Raw genomic sequence first — 18,523 nt, 5'->3', positions numbered from 1 at the left:
AGTCTTGACAGTTTGTCATTTCAGGAGTTTGACGAAAATTCTGAGTTAATTCCGTTGATGACACCAGAAGATGAAGAACAAATAAACAACGAGGAATTGCCGGCAACCTTACCTATTTTACCATTACGAAATACGGTATTATTTCCAGGTGTGGTTATCCCAATCACCGCCGGAAGGGATAAATCCATTAGGCTGATCAATGATTCCAATAAAGGAACTAAGGTTATTGGAGTCGTTTCTCAAAAAGATGGGAGCATAGAAGATCCGGAAGGGAAAGACATTTATAAAACGGGTACAGTAGCACGTATACTCCGTGTTCTGAAAATGCCTGATGGCAATACCACCATCATTATTCAAGGAAAGAAGCGATTTGAAGTGGATCAGATCATCACGGAGGAACCGTATATTACGGCCACAGTTAAAAATGTTTCAGAGGCCAAGCCAGCCGAAGACAATGAGGAATTCTCTGCCATTATTGAATCTATCAAAGATCTGGCGCTTCAAATTATAAGTGAAAGTCCAAACATTCCTTCAGAGGCAAGTTTTGCGATTAAGAATATTGAAAGCAATTCCTTTTTGGTGAATTTTGTGTCTTCCAATATGAACCTTTCTGTAGAGGAAAAACAAAAGTTATTGGAAATCAGTGATTTGAAGGAGCGTGCCTTGGCAACTTTGAAATTCATGAATGTCGAATTTCAAAAATTGGAACTGAAAAATGTTATTCAATCCAAGGTCCAGAGCGACATGAACCAGCAACAACGAGAATATTTCCTGCATCAACAGATGAAAACCATTCAAGAAGAATTGGGTGGTGTGTCTTATGATGAAGAAATTGACGAAATGAAAGTGCAGGCGAAAACCAAAAAATGGGATGAGAAAGTTGAAGCACATTTTCAAAAGGAATTGATGAAGATGCAACGGATGAATCCACAAGTTGCAGAATATTCCATTCAAAGAAATTATTTAGAACTATTTTTAGAATTGCCTTGGAATGAGTTCAGTAAGGATAAATTTGATTTAAAACGCGCTAAACGCATTTTGGATCGCGATCATTACGGAATGGATGATGTCAAGAGAAGGATTATCGAATATTTGGCAGTTTTAAAATTGCGAAATGATATGAAATCGCCTATTCTATGTCTATACGGACCTCCAGGAGTTGGGAAGACATCCTTAGGAAAATCGGTAGCCGAAGCTTTAGGCCGAGAATATGTCCGAATGTCTTTGGGTGGATTGCGTGATGAAGCAGAGATCCGTGGCCATAGAAAAACATATATTGGTGCCATGCCAGGGAGAATCCTTCAGAGCTTGAAAAAAGCAGGAACTTCTAATCCAGTTTTCGTTTTGGATGAGATTGATAAATTATCCAATAGCAATCAAGGAGATCCTTCTTCTGCCATGTTGGAAGTCTTGGATCCTGAACAAAACAGCGATTTCCATGATAACTTTTTAGAAATGGGCTTTGACCTTTCTAAAGTGATGTTTATTGCAACGGCAAATAGTTTGAGTACCATTCAGCCCGCCTTGTTGGACCGTATGGAAATCATCGATGTTACGGGATATACCATTGAAGAAAAGGTGGAAATTGCCAAGCGTCATCTCTTGCCAAAACAAATTAAAGAGCATGGATTAACGGAGGAACATTTGAAAATTGCCAAGCCACAATTGGAAAAAATTGTGGAGGGTTATACCAGAGAATCCGGAGTAAGAGGACTTGAAAAACAATTGGCAAAAATGGTTCGCTTTGCGGCTAAAAATATCGCGATGGAGGAGACCTATAATGTGAAGGTAACCAATGAGGATATTTTAGAGGTTTTGGGATCGCCACGAATGCAGCGTGACAAATATGAAAGCAATAATGTTGCTGGTGTTGTTACTGGATTGGCCTGGACGCGGGTAGGAGGCGATATCTTATTTATCGAATCCATTCTCTCCAAAGGAAAGGGTACGTTGACCATTACCGGTAATTTAGGAACGGTCATGAAAGAGTCTGCCACCATTGCCATGGAATTCATAAAGTCCAATGCCGATGAATTTGATCTTGACCCAGAAGTTTTCGAAAAATATAATGTTCACATCCACGTGCCAGAAGGGGCGACCCCAAAAGATGGACCGAGTGCCGGTGTGGCAATGTTGACGTCGTTAGTGTCACTGTTTACCCAAAGAAAAGTCAAGAACAGTCTGGCCATGACAGGAGAAATTACATTGAGAGGTAAAGTATTGCCTGTTGGAGGAATTAAAGAGAAAATTCTAGCGGCCAAACGTGCGCGAATAAAAGAAATTTTACTTTGTGAAGAGAATAGACGAGACATCGAAGAGATTAAGCCTGAGTATTTGAAAGGACTGACTTTTCATTATGTAACGGATATGAGAGAGGTTCTAAAAGTAGCCCTCACGGATGAGAAAGTGAAGAATGCAAAAACTCTATAATATGAACGGCAACAATTTGTTGCCGTTTTTTTTGATTTAAAAATAAATCAAACATATCAGCGTTTTAAGTAAGATATACTACTTTTGTCGTTCTATGATCAAGAGGATTACTGTTTTATTCTTTATTGCTTCGAACATCTCAGTTTTCGCTCAACTTGGTGGTGAATCCACTTATCAATTCTTGAACTTGGTATCTTCACCACGACAAGCCGCATTAGGTGGTAAAGTGATCACTAATTTTGATTATGATGTTACGGGCGGATTATACAATCCTGCCACTATAAATCCTGAAATGGATAATCAATTGGCCTTAAATTATTCAAGTTATTTAGGTGGTATCAGCTATGGTACGGGTGCTTATGCCTATACCTGGGACAGGCACGTGCAAACATTTCATATTGGGATGACTTATATCAATTACGGAAAATTTGATGGGTATGATCAAAATGGCGTCTCTACCGGAACCTTTACAGGGAGTGAAGCGGCCTTGTCCTTTGGTTATGCGTTTAAAATTCCCTATTCAGATTTCTACATTGGTGCCAATGGAAAATTGATTACGTCAGAATTGGAACAATACAATTCAATTGGTGGGGCCATTGATGCTGGCGTAATGTATATCAATGAGAATCTTGATTTTCACGCTGCTTTGACCGTGCGAAACTTTGGAACCCAGTTTACAACCTATGCTGACCTGCACGAGAAATTACCCTTGGAGGTCAACTTAGGTCTTTCCCAAACCTTGCAACATGTGCCTATAAGATGGCATCTTACTTTTGAAAACTTACAGCAATGGCCCATCGGATTTAAGAATCCTGCAAGGGCAACGACTGATTTGGACGGCAATCAAACCCAAGAAAAGGTAGGGTTTTTAAACGAAGTGATGCGCCATGCCATTATTGGTGCTGAACTTTTTCCTGAGCGGGGATTTAATCTGCGATTGGGTTATAATTTTAGGCGTGCTGAAGAACTCCGCATAGTCGATCAGCGTAACTTTTCGGGCCTCTCTTTTGGCATAGGTATAAAGATGAACAAAATGCGTTTTAGTTATACCCATGCGCGTTATACGGGGGCGTCAAATACCAGTTTTTTTGGATTACAAATAGATTTAAGATAAATTAAAAATAGTTCCCATTCAACGGAAAATTAATATGAAGAAGATTACTATTGCCATTGACGGTTTTTCATCAACAGGAAAGAGTACGGTTGCCAAACAATTGGCTAAAGCTTTGGGTTATGTCTATGTGGATTCTGGTGCCATGTACAGAGCAGTGGCTTTATATGCGATGCAGAACGGAATTATCTCTCAAGGTAATTTTGACGTTGAAAAATTGGTTTCTGATTTAGAAAGTCTTAGAATTCACTTTAAATATAATGAAGATTTAGGCTTTGCTGAAATGTATTTGAACGGCAAAAATGTGGAACACGAGATCCGAACCTTAGAAGTCTCACAATATGTGAGTCAAGTGGCAGAAATTTCAGAAGTCCGTAGAATGTTGGTATTACAACAACAGCAAATGGGGATGGAGAAAGGTGTGGTTATGGATGGCCGTGATATTGGTACGGTGGTATTCCCTGATGCCGAATTGAAGTTTTTTATGACCGCTTCCGCGGAAACAAGAGCCAAAAGACGTTACAAGGAACTTCTTGACCGCAATGAAAATGTGAGTTATGAAGATGTTTTGAAGAATGTGGAGTCGCGTGATTTGATTGATTCTACAAGAGAGGACTCTCCATTGATGAAGGCGAAAGATGCTATAGAAATAGACAACTCTAATTTATCACTGGAGGCACAATTTGAAAAGCTCTATGCTTTGGCTCAAGAGACGATTGAGAAACCATAAGGTTGTACAAATTGATAGGGCAGAGAAGCAAGAGGGCAAAGACACATGAATATTTATTAAATCATTCATCAATTATTAAACGAATGAGGAAAATTTCAATTTAACAAAAATAGCGAATTTCTGCAAACATCAGCATTCACTGCTTTCTTAGGCTTCCATTTCCATAAATCCATCTTCCATAAAAAAAACGACCATGGAGATCGTTTTTAGCTCTTAAGATTTTAATAAATTTTAATAATATGATTTATAAATTCGGGATGATTAGCTCCTGATTTGGATGGATCATATCTGGATTCTTTAAAATATCAGAATTCGCAGCAAAAATCTTTTGGTATTTGGATGGGTCACCATAGTATTGCTTTGCTATTTTTCCAAGAGTTTCTCCTGACTTCACAGTGTGTCTCGCAAAGACAGAAGTATCTGCCACTTTAATATCTGCATTGATATCCTTAGGGTTTTCGCCACCAACTGCTTTTATTTTATCCCACAAAAGATTTTTTTCATATTGATTTTTCGCCGTCCCTTTGATTTTTAAAACGCCATTTTCTTCTGAGACATCGCCATTTTCAATGTTGAGTTCCTTTCCTAGATCCAAAACACTTTGATACTTAGATTTTACCATGATAGTTATTTTTTAAATTTAATATTAGTGTAAATGTAAATATATCGAATATTTGTAAAAAATTATAACGCAATCGCGACCAATGTTTACTGAATCGATATGAGAAGGTTAAGCTCTTATTCTAAGTTCATTAAATAATTTGTAAATGAGAGAATTATGTTGTATTTTTGCACTCCTTTTAGCGATACCCATGGAAGATAAAAGGAATAAAGCAAAAAAGCAAATAACACTTCTGTGTGTTGATCGCGTAAAACTTCCAAGAACACTCAGAATACAAACATAGTATTCAGCAAATGTCTGAAAAAGAAACAAATCCAGCGGAGGTAGAAACTACCGAAGCAACAGAAACAGCAGTAGAAACTCAAACTACTGAAAACGCGGCTCCTAAAGTATCAGAAGCGCAATCAAACCCTGAAAAGTTTTTAGAAGAATTCAACTGGCACAACTACGAAGAAGGTATTGAGCAAGTAGACGACAAAAAACTTCAGGAATTCGAAAAATTAGTATCGGAAAATTTTGTTGATACCTTAGATGATGAAGTTGTTGAAGGTGAAGTCATCCATATTACCGATCGTGATGCTATCATTGATATCAACGCAAAATCTGAAGGTGTAATTTCTCTAAATGAGTTCCGTTACAACCCTAATTTAAAAGTTGGTGACAAAGTAGAAGTATTAATTGATGTACGTGAAGATGCTAACGGTCAGTTGGTTTTATCTCATCGTAAAGCTAGAGTAATCAAAGCTTGGGATCGTGTAAACAATGCACATGATACAGGTGAGATTGTAAATGGTTTCGTAAAATGTCGTACTAAAGGTGGTATGATCGTTGACGTATTTGGTATTGAAGCGTTCTTGCCAGGTTCTCAAATTGATGTAAAACCTATTAGAGATTACGATCAATATGTTAATAAAACAATGGAGTTTAAAGTTGTGAAAATCAACCACGAATTCAAAAACATTGTTGTGTCTCATAAGGCGCTTATTGAGGCGGATATTGAAGAGCAGAAAAAAGAAATCATTAGCCAGTTAGAAAAAGGACAAGTATTGGAAGGTGTTGTTAAAAACATTACTTCTTATGGTGTCTTTATCGATCTTGGTGGTGTAGATGGATTGGTTCACATTACTGACCTTTCTTGGTCACGTATCAACCATCCAAACGAAATAGTTGAATTGGATCAAAAACTTAACGTTGTTATCCTTGATTTTGATGAAGATAAATCAAGAATCCAGTTAGGTTTAAAACAATTGAGCAAACATCCTTGGGAAGCTTTAGGCGACACGATTAAAGTTGGCGATAAAGTGAAAGGAAAAGTTGTTGTAATTGCTGATTACGGTGCATTTATTGAAGTAGAAGAAGGTGTGGAAGGCTTAGTTCACGTAAGTGAAATGTCTTGGTCAACACATTTACGTTCTGCTCAAGATTTCGTAAAAGTAGGTGATGAAATTGAAGCGGTTATTTTAACTCTTGATAGAGAAGACCGTAAAATGTCATTAGGTATCAAACAATTGACGCCAGACCCATGGACTGATATTACTTCAAAATACCCAGTAGGCTCTAAGCACACAGGTATTGTACGTAACTTCACAAACTTTGGTGTGTTTGTAGAATTGGAAGAAGGTATTGACGGGTTGATTTATATCTCTGATCTCTCTTGGACTAAGAAAATCAAACATCCAAGTGAGTTCTGTAATGTTGGAGACAATTTAGATGTTGTAGTATTGGAATTGGATGTTGAAGGCCGTAAATTAAGTTTAGGTCACAAACAAACAACTGACAATCCTTGGGACAAATATGAGACTGAATTTGCTTTAGGTACTGTACATAAAGCAGAAATCTCTGAAATGGTTGATAAAGGTGCAACAGTTGAATTTAACGAAGATATCGTTGCTTTCGTACCTTCACGTCAGTTAGAAATGGAAGATGGTAAGAAATTGAAAAAAGGTGACACCGCTGAATTTAAAATTATTGAGTTCAATAAAGAATTCAAACGTGTTGTAGCCTCTCATACTGCACTCTTTAAAGAAGAGGAAATGGCTAATGTAAAAGCGGCTGTTGCTAAAGCAGAGGCTTCTGCAGCAGAAGCAAAACCAACACTTGGTGACGCTAATGATGCCTTACAAGCTCTTAAAGATAAAATGGACGGGAAGAAATAATCTTTCAAAACATTTGTAAATCAAAGCCTTCAACATCCGTTGAAGGCTTTTTTTGTTTTATGCGGTCGCAGTTTATGTCTTAGGTTCATAAAACCATTGCATACAAGAATTTTTATCCTAAATTTGTAAACCAAATACGTTTGGAAAACTATGAGTCAAAAACTGTTACTTAATGCCAAAGAGATCAATATCATTCTTCATCGATTGGCGTGTCAGCTCATTGAAAAACATAACGATTTTTCCAATACAGTACTTATCGGAATCCAGCCCAGGGGCAAATTCTTGGCCAATCGTTTAGCTCAAATTTTAAAGAGCGATTATCATGTCAAACACATCCAATTAGGCCTTCTGGACATCACTTTTTTTAGAGACGATTTCCGCCGTGGAGAAAAACCCTTGGAAGCCAATACCACCGAAATTAATTTTCTTGTTGAAGATAAAAACGTTGTCTTTATTGATGATGTGCTTTATACAGGACGAAGTATCCGTGCGGCTTTAACCGCCATTCAATCCTTTGGGAGACCCAATGAAATTGAGTTGCTCACATTAATTGACCGACGATTTAGTCGTCATTTACCCATTCAACCAAATTATCGCGGCAGACAGGTAGACGCCATTAATAAAGAAAAGGTTAAAGTGAATTGGTTGGAACATGGAGGAGAAGATGCCGTATACCTTGTTAATAGTTAAGTATGACAAGTGAAGAATTATTTATGCTCGACAAAAAAATCTCTGAAAACGGAGATGAAGTGATCGTTTCTTTTGGATCCTTTGATGGCTTGGATGAAATCCATCGCGTTGACGCTTTGATGTTTGAAAACATTCCAGAAGACATTGGCAGATATGATGGTCATGAGGTGAATATGGATGATACCGATGGACGCCTTTTTGCCTACGGAAGGAATGCCGAAGAATTATTTAAGTTGATGCAGCCCATGTTGCAACAATTCGATTTTTTAAATAAAGCGATGGTCTATTTACGATTCAATAAGGAAGATGGCACCTATAGTGAGCTTGAGTTCAATCTAAGCCAAGTTGAGTGATATAAGATGAAGTTGAAATTGAAATTGTATTGCTTGAATATAGCATTGGTCTAGGTGCGAAGTTGAAATCTCAAACTTTAGAACTCGAACTTTGAACCTTGAACATAAAGAGGGTTAAGTAGGAATAATAATAGGAATAAACAATAAATAATACCGACAATGAGCGAACTAAGTGTCAATCACTTATTGGGAATTAAGGATCTGAATTCTCGGGATATTCAACTTATTTTTGAAACAGCTGATCATTTTAAGGAAGTCATCAATAGACCCATCAAGAAGGTACCTTCACTTAGGGATATTACCATTGCCAACTTATTTTTTGAAAATTCAACACGTACCAAGTTATCTTTTGAATTGGCAGAAAAACGTCTCTCAGCAGACGTGATTAACTTCTCGGCATCACAATCTTCCGTAAAAAAAGGAGAAACCCTAATTGATACCGTAAACAATATTCTGTCAATGAAAGTGGATATGGTGGTCATGCGCCATCCAAATCCGGGAGCATGCGTGTTCTTGTCACAACATGTCAACGCCAGTATCGTCAACGCTGGAGATGGTGCACATGAGCATCCTACGCAAGCGTTGTTGGACAGTTATTCCATCCGGGAACGTTTGGGTAAAGTTCAAGGTAAAAACGTTGTTATTGTAGGCGATATTTTACACAGTAGGGTAGCGCTTTCAAATATATTCGCACTTCAGTTACAAGGTGCCAATGTTATGGTTTGCGGTCCAAAAACATTATTGCCAAAATACATTGACAAGCTTGGAGTTAAAGTGGAAACCAATTTAAAAAAAGCCCTCCAATGGTGTGACGTTGCCAATATGTTGCGTGTTCAGAACGAACGTATGGATATGACCTATTTTCCTTCCACAAGAGAATATACGCAACAATATGGGGTCAATAGAGCATTGCTCAATTCTCTGGACAAGGAGATTACCATTATGCACCCGGGACCTATAAATAGAGGGGTGGAAATAACAAGTGACGTGGCAGATTCCAAACAGGCCATTATCTTGGATCAAGTTCAAAATGGTGTAGCCATTAGGATGGCGGTCATATATTTATTAGCTTCAAAAATTAAACATTAAATAGACTCTTATGATTTTTGATAAAGAAAACAACATCACACTTATAACTCAAGAGAAAAGTACCATCATAGAGCTGGTGAAAAAACTTCAGGCGACCTATCCGAAATTTGAGAATGATAATGTCATCATAAATTTGTCGGTCTTGAGAGAAATTGGTTTGCAGGACATTATTGAGTTTTTGGAAATCTCAAACCAACACCGCCGTGCCAAGCATTCCTTTGTTATTGTTTCTGAACAAGCCAATCTAGATGAGATGCCTGACGAGATTATGGTGGTCCCGACGCTTAAGGAAGCCTATGACCTGATAGAAATGGAGGAGATGGAACGGGATCTTGGAATTTAAAATGAGTTTAGGAGTTCAAAGTTGAGATACCAACCATAAATTTGATTTGTTAAGGCATTTTGGTACTAAATTTTTAAACTCCTAACTTCTAAACTTTAAAAATGAAACTTACCATTCTTGGTTGCTTCAGTGCAACGCCACGTAAAGATACCAATCCGACCTCTCAGGTTTTAGAGATTAACAACCATCTTTTCTTAATTGATTGTGGTGAAGGGACCCAGGTGGAATTGCGCCGGAATAAAATTAAATTCGCCCGTATCAAGCATATCTTTATTTCGCATTTACACGGCGATCATTATTTTGGGTTGGTGGGATTGATTTCGACATTCCGACTCCTGACCAGAGAAACTGAACTGCACATCCATTGTCCAAAAGGTTTAAAGGAGGTCATCACTTTGCAGATGAAGCTAGCCGACTCATGGACCAATTATCCTCTTTTTTTCCATGAATTGACCTCAGATACATCAGAACTTATTTTTGAAGATGATAAAGTAGAGGTGTGGACCATTCCATTGGACCATCGTATCTATACCAATGGTTTTTTGTTTAAAGAAAAAGAGGGTGAACGGCATTTGCACATGCCATCTGTAATTGAAGCCAATATTGATATGGCGTATTACAATAAGTTAAAACAAGGTCATGATGTGCTAAACAATGATGGGGTACTCATAGATCATAAAAAAGTAACCCTACCACCAAAACCCTCAAAAAGTTATGCTTTTTGTAGTGATACTGCTTATAAAGAAGATATAGTGCCAATAATAAGAAATGTTGATGTATTATATCATGAAGCTACGTTTTTAGAAAAACATGCTCATTTAGCACCAAAAACAAAACATTCTACAGCAAAGGAAGCTGCACTTATAGCAAAGAAAGCGAATGTAAAAACGCTTATTTTAGGTCATTATTCTACACGTTATGATGACTTGAATGCATTTAAAATGGAAGCACAAACCATTTTTAGAACGGTTAAATTGGCCAATGATGGCAAACAATTCATTTTCGAGTAAATTCCTTAAGGTGTTTGACCCAACTAAGCGCTGTATCTAAATCATCACACCTTTTAAGACTGATATTTGCAAACTGCTTTTCAATGGAGGCGTTGATGTATGCAAAATCGTTGTAGGCAACTGTAGCAATTGCGATAAGAAAGTCAAATTCCTTATGAAATCGATACCACAATTGCGGTTCAATTGAATAGGAATATACCCTGTTGGAGATATAGGCAATTTCTATTCCTTCACCATAATAATCCTGCATCGCGCCAATAACTTCCAGGATTTTATCCCAATCAAAGTGAATGCCTTCATGAACTTCAGAGAGGACAAAATTCTCACAAAAATAAAAATTTCCAAATGGAAATTTTATTTTTGAATGTGGTAGTAGACTAAAATAATTAGTTTCTTCAAATCGCATTTCAGGGATATATTGTTTAAATTTATAAGAATTTGATCAGCAAAAAAAATAAATCAAATATTTAACATTTAAGGAAATTTAGAATGGGCGCAGACTTAGGGAATTACAGGAAATCATACGAGAAACAAGCCTTATTGGAGGCCAACATCAGTGACAATCCTATGGAAGTTTTCCAAAAATGGTTCCATGAAGTAGATTCTAATTTTGATGAGCCAGAGACCAATGCCATGACAATTTCTACTATTGGATTGGATGGATTTCCTAAAAGTAGGGTCGTTCTTCTTAAGAAATATACACATGAAGGTTTTATTTTCTTCACCAATTACAAGAGTGAGAAAGGCAAGGCTATTATGGCCAATCCAAAAGTTTGCCTATCATTTTTTTGGCCAAAGGCAGAACGTCAAGTGATCATCAAAGGAACTGCAGAAAAAATACCACCCAACATAAGTGATGGCTATTTTGAATCACGACCTCGTGGAAGTCAATTAGGTGCGTTGGTATCCCATCAAAGTGAAGTTGTAAAAAACAGGGAGGAATTGGAAAAGGAACTGCATCAACTTGAATTAAAATTTGAAGGCAAGGAAATTCCCAGACCAGAACATTGGGGAGGTTTTATGGTTAAACCCATTTCGATTGAATTTTGGCAGGGACGTCCAAATAGATTACACGACAGAATCAGATTTACATTGAATGAGGAATTTGATTGGGTGATGGAACGTCTTTCGCCGTGAGGGATGTTATTCGGGATTGCTGATTAAAATATGCTACAAAAGCTAGTGGTCATGTTGGCACTTATTAGTATGTCCTCAATATGAAATGTCCGTTTTCCAAATTGATCTCTACTTCGAAAAGCCTATCCGATAGGCCGTTTCTTTGATCCAATAAGTTATTGAACAGCTAGTTATTTTTAAAATTTTCATCGAAAGTTTAAACACTCCATTGTCTCGTTAAAACGTATGAATTCATCGTTGTATTACCAAATTATTTTCTCTAAATCTGCATTTCATCGATGATTTACATATAAAATCGATTAACGACGTGCTTTTCATCGATTTTAACATTTCTTTAACAGTTAGTTCGGATTAGTCTTTTAATTTAGCTGAACCAAATCGAATTAACCTACTTATGAAAATATCTACCTACCTGCCAATGATGGCTTTAATGGCCTTGCTGACCTTCTCTTGTTCCACTGACGAATTTCAAGAAGACAAGATCGATCATGCTCAATTAAAAAATGCTCCAGCACCTAAACTCATTGAATTGGAAATTCTGGAGTTAATCAATAATTACAGAATAGGAATGGACTTAACTCCATTAAACAACTTAAGCATTATCAAGTCGGTTGCCTTTACGCATACAGATTATATGGTTTCTATCAATCAGGTGAACCATAACAATTTTTTCCAACGTAAATCTAGTTTGGTTCAAAATGCTTCAGCAACGAAGGTTACAGAAAATGTGGCTTATGCGTATAGTACTGCTGAATCTGTAGTAAATGCCTGGTTAAGCAGTCCTGCTCATAAGGCCAATATTGAAGGTGATTTTACGGATTTCGATATCTCTGCTGAGAAGAATTCCGAAGGCAAATGGTATTTTACAAATATATTTATTAAGCGTTAGTCTAAATTGAATTTTAAGAGTGTTAGTTATTGTGAAAAAGACCGTTCTCTATGAGCGGTTTTTTTGTTTAAATAAGGCATCAATACAATTATTTAAACATTATGTTACAAGACCTGCACTTCAGCCACTATAACGTCCATTTTATAGTCCCATAACTTTCCTATTGAATTCTTTTATTGCCTAAAGTGGTCAAGTTTTAAATTTCTCCATGTAGATAATGTGAAGGATTTTCTTCCTTTAAGGCATCCCTTAGATTAAACAGATAATTGACCACATCACTTCATGATTTAAACTAAGCTTCTTGTCCTCTAATCAGCTGTCCATGATAAAATCAAGATCAGTATCACACATTATTTTGCAAAAGGCCTTATCGCATAAATCTTAGACTATGACTGTTTCAAAAAAGGGCTGGAATATGATTTTCTGAATCCTTACTTGGCTATTTCCGCTTTTATTGAAGTAATACTGTTTTCCTGAAGTGATGAGCCCACTACCAAAAATTACCGAAGCTGCTCATTTGTTTTAGGAGTGTTATCTAATGAAAAGTCTGGTGTGTTTAGGTTTAATTGAACGTTACCAGATCATAGTGAATCAAAAATCCATCATTTTAGAAGTAAAAAAATTCTCAATTAGCAAAAAAAATACATAAAAAAAGCAGACTCATGGTCTGCTTTTTTAATTAAAATTTAAAGGAAATTACTCCTTCAATATATAGAAGTAGGATCTTCTGTTTAACTGGTGCTCTTCAGAGGTACATTTAACCCCGTTAGAACATTTGTTGAGTAATTGGGTTTCGCCATATCCTATAGCGCTCTCAATACGTTCTGCAGCAATTCCACGAGATAGGATATAATCTCTTGTAGATTTAGCTCTTCTATCAGACAATTTCATATTATAGTTATCACTTCCTCTACTATCTGTATGAGATTCAATTTTGATAACCATGTTTGGATGTTCTCTCATCACATCAACGATGTTTTCCAATTCGTATTCGGCATCAGTCCTAATGTTCCATTTATCGAAATCAAAGAAGATAGGGTTAATAACAATTTGATTGTCATCAATTAACGGTGTCAAATAAAGATCGGCATTATTGATTTTACCATCTTCCAAATTGGTCGTCACTTCTTTACGTGCGTCCTTATAATCTTTTTTGCTTCCAAGAACAGTATAGGTCTTCTCGCAATCAGCATCTAGAGTGAAAGCTCCAGTATCAGAAGTCATGACCGTTGCGATGATTTTACCTGTATTATTGATCAGTTTCACTTCAACATTTGCAAGTACTTCATTGGTTTTAATATTTCTGGCAATACCTTCAATTTTTTGTTTGCACGGCTCCGCGTTAAATCCATAGATATCATCACTGCCTTTTCCGCCTGGTCGGTTGGAGGAGAAGTAGCCTGTTTTGTTATCATCATTGATAAAGAATGCGAAATCATCATAACCACTGTTATAAGGCGCACCGAGATTTTCAGGTTCAGCAGTGTCATTCTTTAAAATATCCGACTTATAGATATCCAATAATCCCAAATTCAGATACCCATCAGAGGAGAAGTACAAGGTGTTGTTTTTGGCAACAAAAGGGAACATCTCACGGCCTTCCGTATTCACTTTTGGACCTAAATTCTTTGGTTCGCTATAGTTTCCATCTTCTAAAATATTAACGACATAAATATCAGTTTGTCCAAAACCTCCTTCACGGTCAGAAACAAAATATAATTTGGTGTTATCTGGACTTAAAGCTGGATGTCCATTAGAATAATATTCGTCATTAAAAGGCAGTTCAACAATATTGTTCCAAGCACCATTATCTAACGTGGCTTTGTACAATTTTAGGTGTGACGTTCCTTTACGGTCATAGCCCAATTTATTTCTTTTATTGACGTTGTCTCTCGTGAAATACATGGTTTGTCCGTCATTGGTAATGGCGATGGATGCTTGGTGATATGGTGAATTTATTTTTGAGGAATTAATGAAATCAGCTTCTGAATACGTGTTTTTACCAGCCTCATCTTTTGTGACAGTTACATAGTAGATGTCCAAAAAAGGTTCTGCATTCCACCCGTATCTTTTGCGTACTTCAGTATCTCTAGCAGATGCAAAATAGAGCATATCACCAGAAATATACCCGCCAAAATCTGAGAATTCCGTATTGAAAGGCAAATTTTCAGTTTTTACGATAACGTCTTCAGTAGACGCTAATTCTTCATAAAGATCAAGATTGTTGGCATCAAAGTCTTTTACCCGACTGTCATTGCCTTGGATGTCCTTAAACTTGACCAACCATTTGTCAGCTTCCTCATAATTTTTAATACTTCTTAAACTCTGAATGTATTTAAAAATATATTCCGGGTTGACCTTGTTATATTTGTTGACCGCTTTTCCATACCACAGCGCTGCTTCTTTTGATCTGGAGTTGTTGTAATAACAATCGCCCAGGCGGGTTAGTACATGTTCACTGCTATCGCCTTTTTTTACAGCTTCTTCATAGAGTTCAGTGGCTTTTACGTACGCAAAGTTTTCAAAAAACTTATCCGCCAATTTTCTTTGAGCAACCATGAACGTGCTGCTGAGCGCAAAAAAGAATATAAATAATTTTGTTTTCATAGTCATAGGTTTTAGAAGTATCGAGGCGATTTTATACGTTTACTTTTAAAGATTTCAAACATTAGTAAGATTTCATGAGTGCCACTTGTGTAAGGTCTCAAATCAGAGAATGGATACTCATAGGCGTAACCAATGCGTAATTGTTTGGACACTTGGAAATCGGCAATGCCACCCAACGAAGATGTTCTTTCATCCTTTCTAAATGCTCCACCAATCCAAAACACATCATTAAATAAGAAGTTAGCGGTTAAATCCATAGATAATGGTGCCCCGTTTGTTGCTTTCACTAAGAATGCTGGCTTGAATTTGGTGGTCGCACCTAAATCAAACACATAGCCTCCCGTAAAATAATAGCTAAGGCGTTCTAACGATTCAAATTCTTGCTCTCCAGTGTAATCTGTGTTCAATAAGCGTGGTGCAGACAGACCTAAGTACCATCTTTCAGAATGCCAATAGGCACCGGCACCAACATTGGGTTTCCATCGGTTTTCATAACCGTAGATTACGGGATCATCAAATTCTGCTTCTCTAAAATCAGAGTCCAAACTAAATCCTGTGAACCCAGCTTTTAATCCAAATGCCAACTTCGTGTTTTGACTGGTTTGGATGGTGTATGAAAAATCGCCATAGACATATTGGAAATTTTGGTATCCCAATTCATCATTTATAAAAGACAGTCCCAATCCGATCTTTTCATTTCTAAGCGGTGTATGAATGGAGAGCGTTTGTGTAGTTGGCGCTCCTTCGAGTCCAACCCATTGGCTCCTGTGCAATCCCACAATACTTAAGGTTTCCCTACTGCCCGCATAAGCCGGGTTAATGGAAATAGTATTGTACATATACTGCGTAAACTGTGGTAGTTGTTGTGCAACTCCCACCCAGCTTGTGAACAGTATTAAAACGATAATATTAAGCTTTACAAATTTCATAGGTTAATGTTTATTTGGTTGCAACGTAGATTGGACCTGCAAAAGGTTTTAATCCACTATTTCTTAGATTAACGACATAGTAATATGTTCCTGTTGGTACAAAGTTTGAATTACCGACAGACCCTTTAGATGAAGCCCCATTCCAGTCATTTTGGTAATTATTGGACTCATAGATCATAGCTCCCCAACGGTTGAAAATTTGAAGTTCAACCGTGAACCCACAATTTTCGACGCCGGTGATTGTAAAGAAATCATTCTTACCATCGGCATACGTGGTTACCGCTTTTGAAATTATCACATCTTCAGCTCCGCATGGCAATACCACACAATCGTCATTCAATGTAATATCCACAAGTGTTTCAGATGGGCAATATTCATCAGCTATAGCATACATGAATGTATAAGTTCCTAAATCCAATTTATAAGGATTGAATAAACTGCCATCTAGCGTTGCAGTGCCAGCAACCACACTCCAGGTGCCGTTGGTATCATACGTTCCACTTAAGAGGTCAAAAAGATCAAAATTCAAGTTATCATCGTTACAAAGCTCTGTGCCTGTGGCAACAACTATGTTAACTGTATTATCAACATTGATGGTTTGTGTGTACACGGCTTCATTTCCGCAAATATCAGAAACTGTCCAAGTTCTGGTGATAACATACTGCAAACTACCTTCAGTTGCGGTTGATGTTTCACTAAATTTAACTTGGATATCATTAGAGCACGCATCCTCAAATACCAATTCTGGAACAGGAGGGATATTATCACAAGTGATTGCTATTTCCGTTTCATATTCGGTTACCAGATTTGGTGCAGTGATATCCTTAACGTTGATGATTTGTGATGCTGTTGAAACATTTCCACAAGCATCCGTTGCAGTCCAAGTTCTAGTCACGGTATAATCGCCTACGCAAGTACCATCCGTGGTCACATCTTCAAAAGTTAAGGTGATGTCTTCACCACTACAGGCATCTGAAGCGGTGGCCTGAACAAATACTGGTGTTTCATTACAGTCGATCGTTGTTTCCGCCGGTAATGTAGATATTACAGGTGCCATAGTATCCACTATACTGAATACAGCGGTCGTGCTAGATGTATTTCCACATCCATCAGTAGCTGTAAACGTTACAGTAGCTGATCCGGTAGCTCCACAGTCGTCAGAAAGACCACTGAAATTATGTGACCAACTTACTGATGAACATTCGTCAGTAGCTGAAGCTCCACCATTTCCATCCAACCAATTTTGCAATTGCGTGGTGTTTCCTGAACCATCACATTCCACGGTTAAATTGGCAGCTTGTGTTGTGATTTCAGGTGCTGTCACGTCTTGTATGGTGTACGTTGCTGATGTTGAAGCCGTATTGCCACAACCATCATCCACCGTAAAGATGACTTCTATAGATGAAGAACAATCTGTAGCAGTACTGCTATAGTTATTTGTCCAGATTAAATTTGATGAACAATTATCCGTTGCAGTTGCTCCACCATTTGAGTTCAACCAAGCTATTAAAGCATCATTATTAATATCACAATCAATAATTATATTACTTGCTTGCGTCTCAATAACAGGTGCAGTCGTATCAACGACAGATATAGTTTGAACTTCTGTTGCAGTATTACCACATTCATCAATGGCGGTCCATGTTCTGGTAATAGTTTTCATATTATCACAGCTTCCGTCAACTACTACGTCATTAAATGTCAGGTTGACATCACCACACTCGTCAGAAGCAGAAGCATTTCCAGTCACTGAAGGGTCTGTCGAATCTGAGCACTCAATAGTTATATCAGCAGGTACTGTAATAGATGGAGGTGTTGTGTCAACAATTGAAATGGTTTGTACACCAGAAACCGAATTTCCACATTCATCTGTAGCAGTCCAAGTTCTTGAGATAACTTGCGTAACTCCGCAACCTGCTACCGCAGTGTCTTCAAAAGTAATACTCACATTACCACAAGCATCAGTAGCTGTAGCTTCGCCAAATGGATCTCCAGTACCTCTTGCAAGACCTGTACATTCCATTGTAACATCGGCAGGGACTGTTAGTACTGGTGGCGTAGTGTCTACCACAGTAATGATTTGGTCACCAGAAACAGTATTTCCAGCGTCATCAGTCGCCGTCCAAGTTCTCGTGATGACCCCAGTGTTTCCACAAGCTTCTTCACTTCGGTCAACAAAAGTTAGTGTGGCCGTACCACAAGCGTCTGTCGCACTAGCATTTCCTGTAGCGGAAGGTTCAGTGGATTCAGAACATTCAACAGTAACATCTGCAGGAACAGTCAAAATAGGAGCAACCGTATCAATAACAGTAATTATTTGGGTACCTTCTGCTGTGTTACCACAATCATCAGTGGCAGTCCAAGTTCTAGTTATGATCTGTGCACCTTCAACACCTGCACTTGCATCTGTATAAGTTATCGTGGCAT

General features: G+C 37.6%; 16 protein-coding genes. 11 read left to right on the top strand and 5 right to left on the bottom strand.

Features of this window, described 5'->3' with window-relative positions:
* From lon to cmk, 3 genes are all read left to right on the top strand, one after another.
* The coding region (gene lon, locus VLZ86_RS04350) for an endopeptidase La (RefSeq protein WP_325449113.1) at positions 1–2,430 on the top strand (2,430 nt) is incomplete at its 5' end.
* A 94-nt stretch (positions 2,431–2,524) separates the two neighbouring features.
* Positions 2,525–3,544, top strand: a complete 1,020-nt coding sequence (porQ, locus tag VLZ86_RS04345) for a type IX secretion system protein PorQ (RefSeq protein WP_325449111.1) — start codon at positions 2,525–2,527, stop codon at positions 3,542–3,544.
* A 34-nt stretch (positions 3,545–3,578) separates the two neighbouring features.
* Entirely contained in the window at positions 3,579–4,271 is a 693-nt protein-coding gene (cmk, locus tag VLZ86_RS04340) for a (d)CMP kinase (protein WP_325449109.1), read from the top strand.
* A 244-nt stretch (positions 4,272–4,515) separates the two neighbouring features.
* Here cmk and VLZ86_RS04335 read toward each other — a convergent pair whose 3' ends face one another.
* On the bottom strand, positions 4,516–4,893 hold the full coding sequence (locus VLZ86_RS04335) for a LysM peptidoglycan-binding domain-containing protein (RefSeq protein WP_325449107.1): 378 nt from the start codon (positions 4,891–4,893) through the stop codon (positions 4,516–4,518).
* Between the two features lie 293 nt (positions 4,894–5,186).
* On the opposite strand from VLZ86_RS04335, the gene rpsA reads away from it, so the two are divergent.
* From rpsA to VLZ86_RS04305, 6 genes are all read left to right on the top strand, one after another.
* Positions 5,187–7,049 carry a 30S ribosomal protein S1 gene (rpsA, locus tag VLZ86_RS04330; protein WP_325449105.1) on the top strand — a complete coding sequence of 621 codons (1,863 nt, stop codon included), beginning with the start codon at positions 5,187–5,189 and terminating at the stop codon, positions 7,047–7,049.
* A gap of 150 nt (positions 7,050–7,199) precedes the next feature.
* On the top strand, positions 7,200–7,739 hold the full coding sequence (gene pyrR, locus VLZ86_RS04325) for a bifunctional pyr operon transcriptional regulator/uracil phosphoribosyltransferase PyrR (protein ID WP_325449103.1): 540 nt from the start codon (positions 7,200–7,202) through the stop codon (positions 7,737–7,739).
* A 2-nt stretch (positions 7,740–7,741) separates the two neighbouring features.
* Positions 7,742–8,092, top strand: a complete 351-nt coding sequence (locus VLZ86_RS04320; RefSeq protein WP_325449099.1) for a hypothetical protein — start codon at positions 7,742–7,744, stop codon at positions 8,090–8,092.
* A 159-nt stretch (positions 8,093–8,251) separates the two neighbouring features.
* On the top strand, positions 8,252–9,181 hold the full coding sequence (locus VLZ86_RS04315; RefSeq protein ID WP_325449097.1) for an aspartate carbamoyltransferase catalytic subunit: 930 nt from the start codon (positions 8,252–8,254) through the stop codon (positions 9,179–9,181).
* A 10-nt stretch (positions 9,182–9,191) separates the two neighbouring features.
* On the top strand, positions 9,192–9,524 hold the full coding sequence (locus VLZ86_RS04310) for a ribonuclease Z (protein ID WP_325449095.1): 333 nt from the start codon (positions 9,192–9,194) through the stop codon (positions 9,522–9,524).
* A gap of 101 nt (positions 9,525–9,625) precedes the next feature.
* Positions 9,626–10,534 carry a ribonuclease Z gene (locus tag VLZ86_RS04305; protein ID WP_325449093.1) on the top strand — a complete coding sequence of 303 codons (909 nt, stop codon included), beginning with the start codon at positions 9,626–9,628 and terminating at the stop codon, positions 10,532–10,534.
* On the opposite strand, the gene VLZ86_RS04300 is transcribed toward VLZ86_RS04305, so the two are convergent.
* Complete coding sequence (locus VLZ86_RS04300) at positions 10,521–10,940, bottom strand: hypothetical protein (RefSeq protein WP_325449091.1); 420 nt, start codon at positions 10,938–10,940, stop codon at positions 10,521–10,523. The genes VLZ86_RS04305 and VLZ86_RS04300 overlap by 14 nt on opposite strands.
* Positions 10,941–11,023: 83 nt before the next feature.
* On the opposite strand from VLZ86_RS04300, the gene pdxH reads away from it, so the two are divergent.
* Together pdxH and VLZ86_RS04290 are read left to right on the top strand one after the other, a co-directional pair.
* Positions 11,024–11,671, top strand: a complete 648-nt coding sequence (gene pdxH, locus VLZ86_RS04295; RefSeq protein WP_325449089.1) for a pyridoxamine 5'-phosphate oxidase — start codon at positions 11,024–11,026, stop codon at positions 11,669–11,671.
* A 394-nt stretch (positions 11,672–12,065) separates the two neighbouring features.
* A complete protein-coding gene (locus VLZ86_RS04290) occupies positions 12,066–12,560 on the top strand; it encodes a CAP domain-containing protein (RefSeq protein ID WP_325449086.1) in 495 nt (164 codons plus the stop codon).
* Between the two features lie 696 nt (positions 12,561–13,256).
* Here VLZ86_RS04290 and VLZ86_RS04285 read toward each other — a convergent pair.
* The 3 genes from VLZ86_RS04285 to VLZ86_RS04275 all read right to left on the bottom strand — a co-directional run.
* Positions 13,257–15,167 (bottom strand): OmpA family protein, encoded by a 1,911-nt coding sequence (locus VLZ86_RS04285; RefSeq protein ID WP_325449084.1) that lies wholly within the window; start codon positions 15,165–15,167, stop codon positions 13,257–13,259.
* An 11-nt stretch (positions 15,168–15,178) separates the two neighbouring features.
* Positions 15,179–16,096, bottom strand: coding sequence for a type IX secretion system membrane protein PorP/SprF (locus tag VLZ86_RS04280; RefSeq protein WP_325449082.1), 918 nt, complete (start codon positions 16,094–16,096; stop codon positions 15,179–15,181).
* A 10-nt stretch (positions 16,097–16,106) separates the two neighbouring features.
* On the bottom strand, positions 16,107–18,523 hold a 2,417-nt coding region (locus tag VLZ86_RS04275; RefSeq protein ID WP_325449080.1), incomplete at its 5' end, for a gliding motility-associated C-terminal domain-containing protein.

It is taken from the genome of Gelidibacter sp., assembly GCF_035515035.1.
Taxonomy (GTDB): Bacteria; Bacteroidota; Bacteroidia; order Flavobacteriales; family Flavobacteriaceae; genus Gelidibacter.
This window is presented reverse-complemented; position numbering and strand designations above follow the sequence as displayed.

Excerpts from the sequence above, each read along its gene's own strand:
- VLZ86_RS04320 (WP_325449099.1), top strand. The coding sequence starts at position 7,742 with ATGACAAGTGAAGAATTATTTATGCTCGACAAAAAAATCTCTGAAAAC.
- VLZ86_RS04315 (WP_325449097.1), top strand. The coding sequence starts at position 8,252 with ATGAGCGAACTAAGTGTCAATCACTTATTGGGAATTAAGGATCTGAAT.
- cmk (WP_325449109.1), top strand. The coding sequence starts at position 3,579 with ATGAAGAAGATTACTATTGCCATTGACGGTTTTTCATCAACAGGAAAG.
- VLZ86_RS04280 (WP_325449082.1), bottom strand. The coding sequence starts at position 16,096 with ATGAAATTTGTAAAGCTTAATATTATCGTTTTAATACTGTTCACAAGC.
- pyrR (WP_325449103.1), top strand. The coding sequence starts at position 7,200 with ATGAGTCAAAAACTGTTACTTAATGCCAAAGAGATCAATATCATTCTT.
- VLZ86_RS04310 (WP_325449095.1), top strand. The coding sequence starts at position 9,192 with ATGATTTTTGATAAAGAAAACAACATCACACTTATAACTCAAGAGAAA.
- VLZ86_RS04290 (WP_325449086.1), top strand. The coding sequence starts at position 12,066 with ATGAAAATATCTACCTACCTGCCAATGATGGCTTTAATGGCCTTGCTG.
- porQ (WP_325449111.1), top strand. The coding sequence starts at position 2,525 with ATGATCAAGAGGATTACTGTTTTATTCTTTATTGCTTCGAACATCTCA.
- rpsA (WP_325449105.1), top strand. The coding sequence starts at position 5,187 with ATGTCTGAAAAAGAAACAAATCCAGCGGAGGTAGAAACTACCGAAGCA.
- VLZ86_RS04285 (WP_325449084.1), bottom strand. The coding sequence starts at position 15,167 with ATGAAAACAAAATTATTTATATTCTTTTTTGCGCTCAGCAGCACGTTC.
- VLZ86_RS04305 (WP_325449093.1), top strand. The coding sequence starts at position 9,626 with ATGAAACTTACCATTCTTGGTTGCTTCAGTGCAACGCCACGTAAAGAT.
- VLZ86_RS04335 (WP_325449107.1), bottom strand. The coding sequence starts at position 4,893 with ATGGTAAAATCTAAGTATCAAAGTGTTTTGGATCTAGGAAAGGAACTC.
- pdxH (WP_325449089.1), top strand. The coding sequence starts at position 11,024 with ATGGGCGCAGACTTAGGGAATTACAGGAAATCATACGAGAAACAAGCC.
- VLZ86_RS04300 (WP_325449091.1), bottom strand. The coding sequence starts at position 10,940 with ATGCGATTTGAAGAAACTAATTATTTTAGTCTACTACCACATTCAAAA.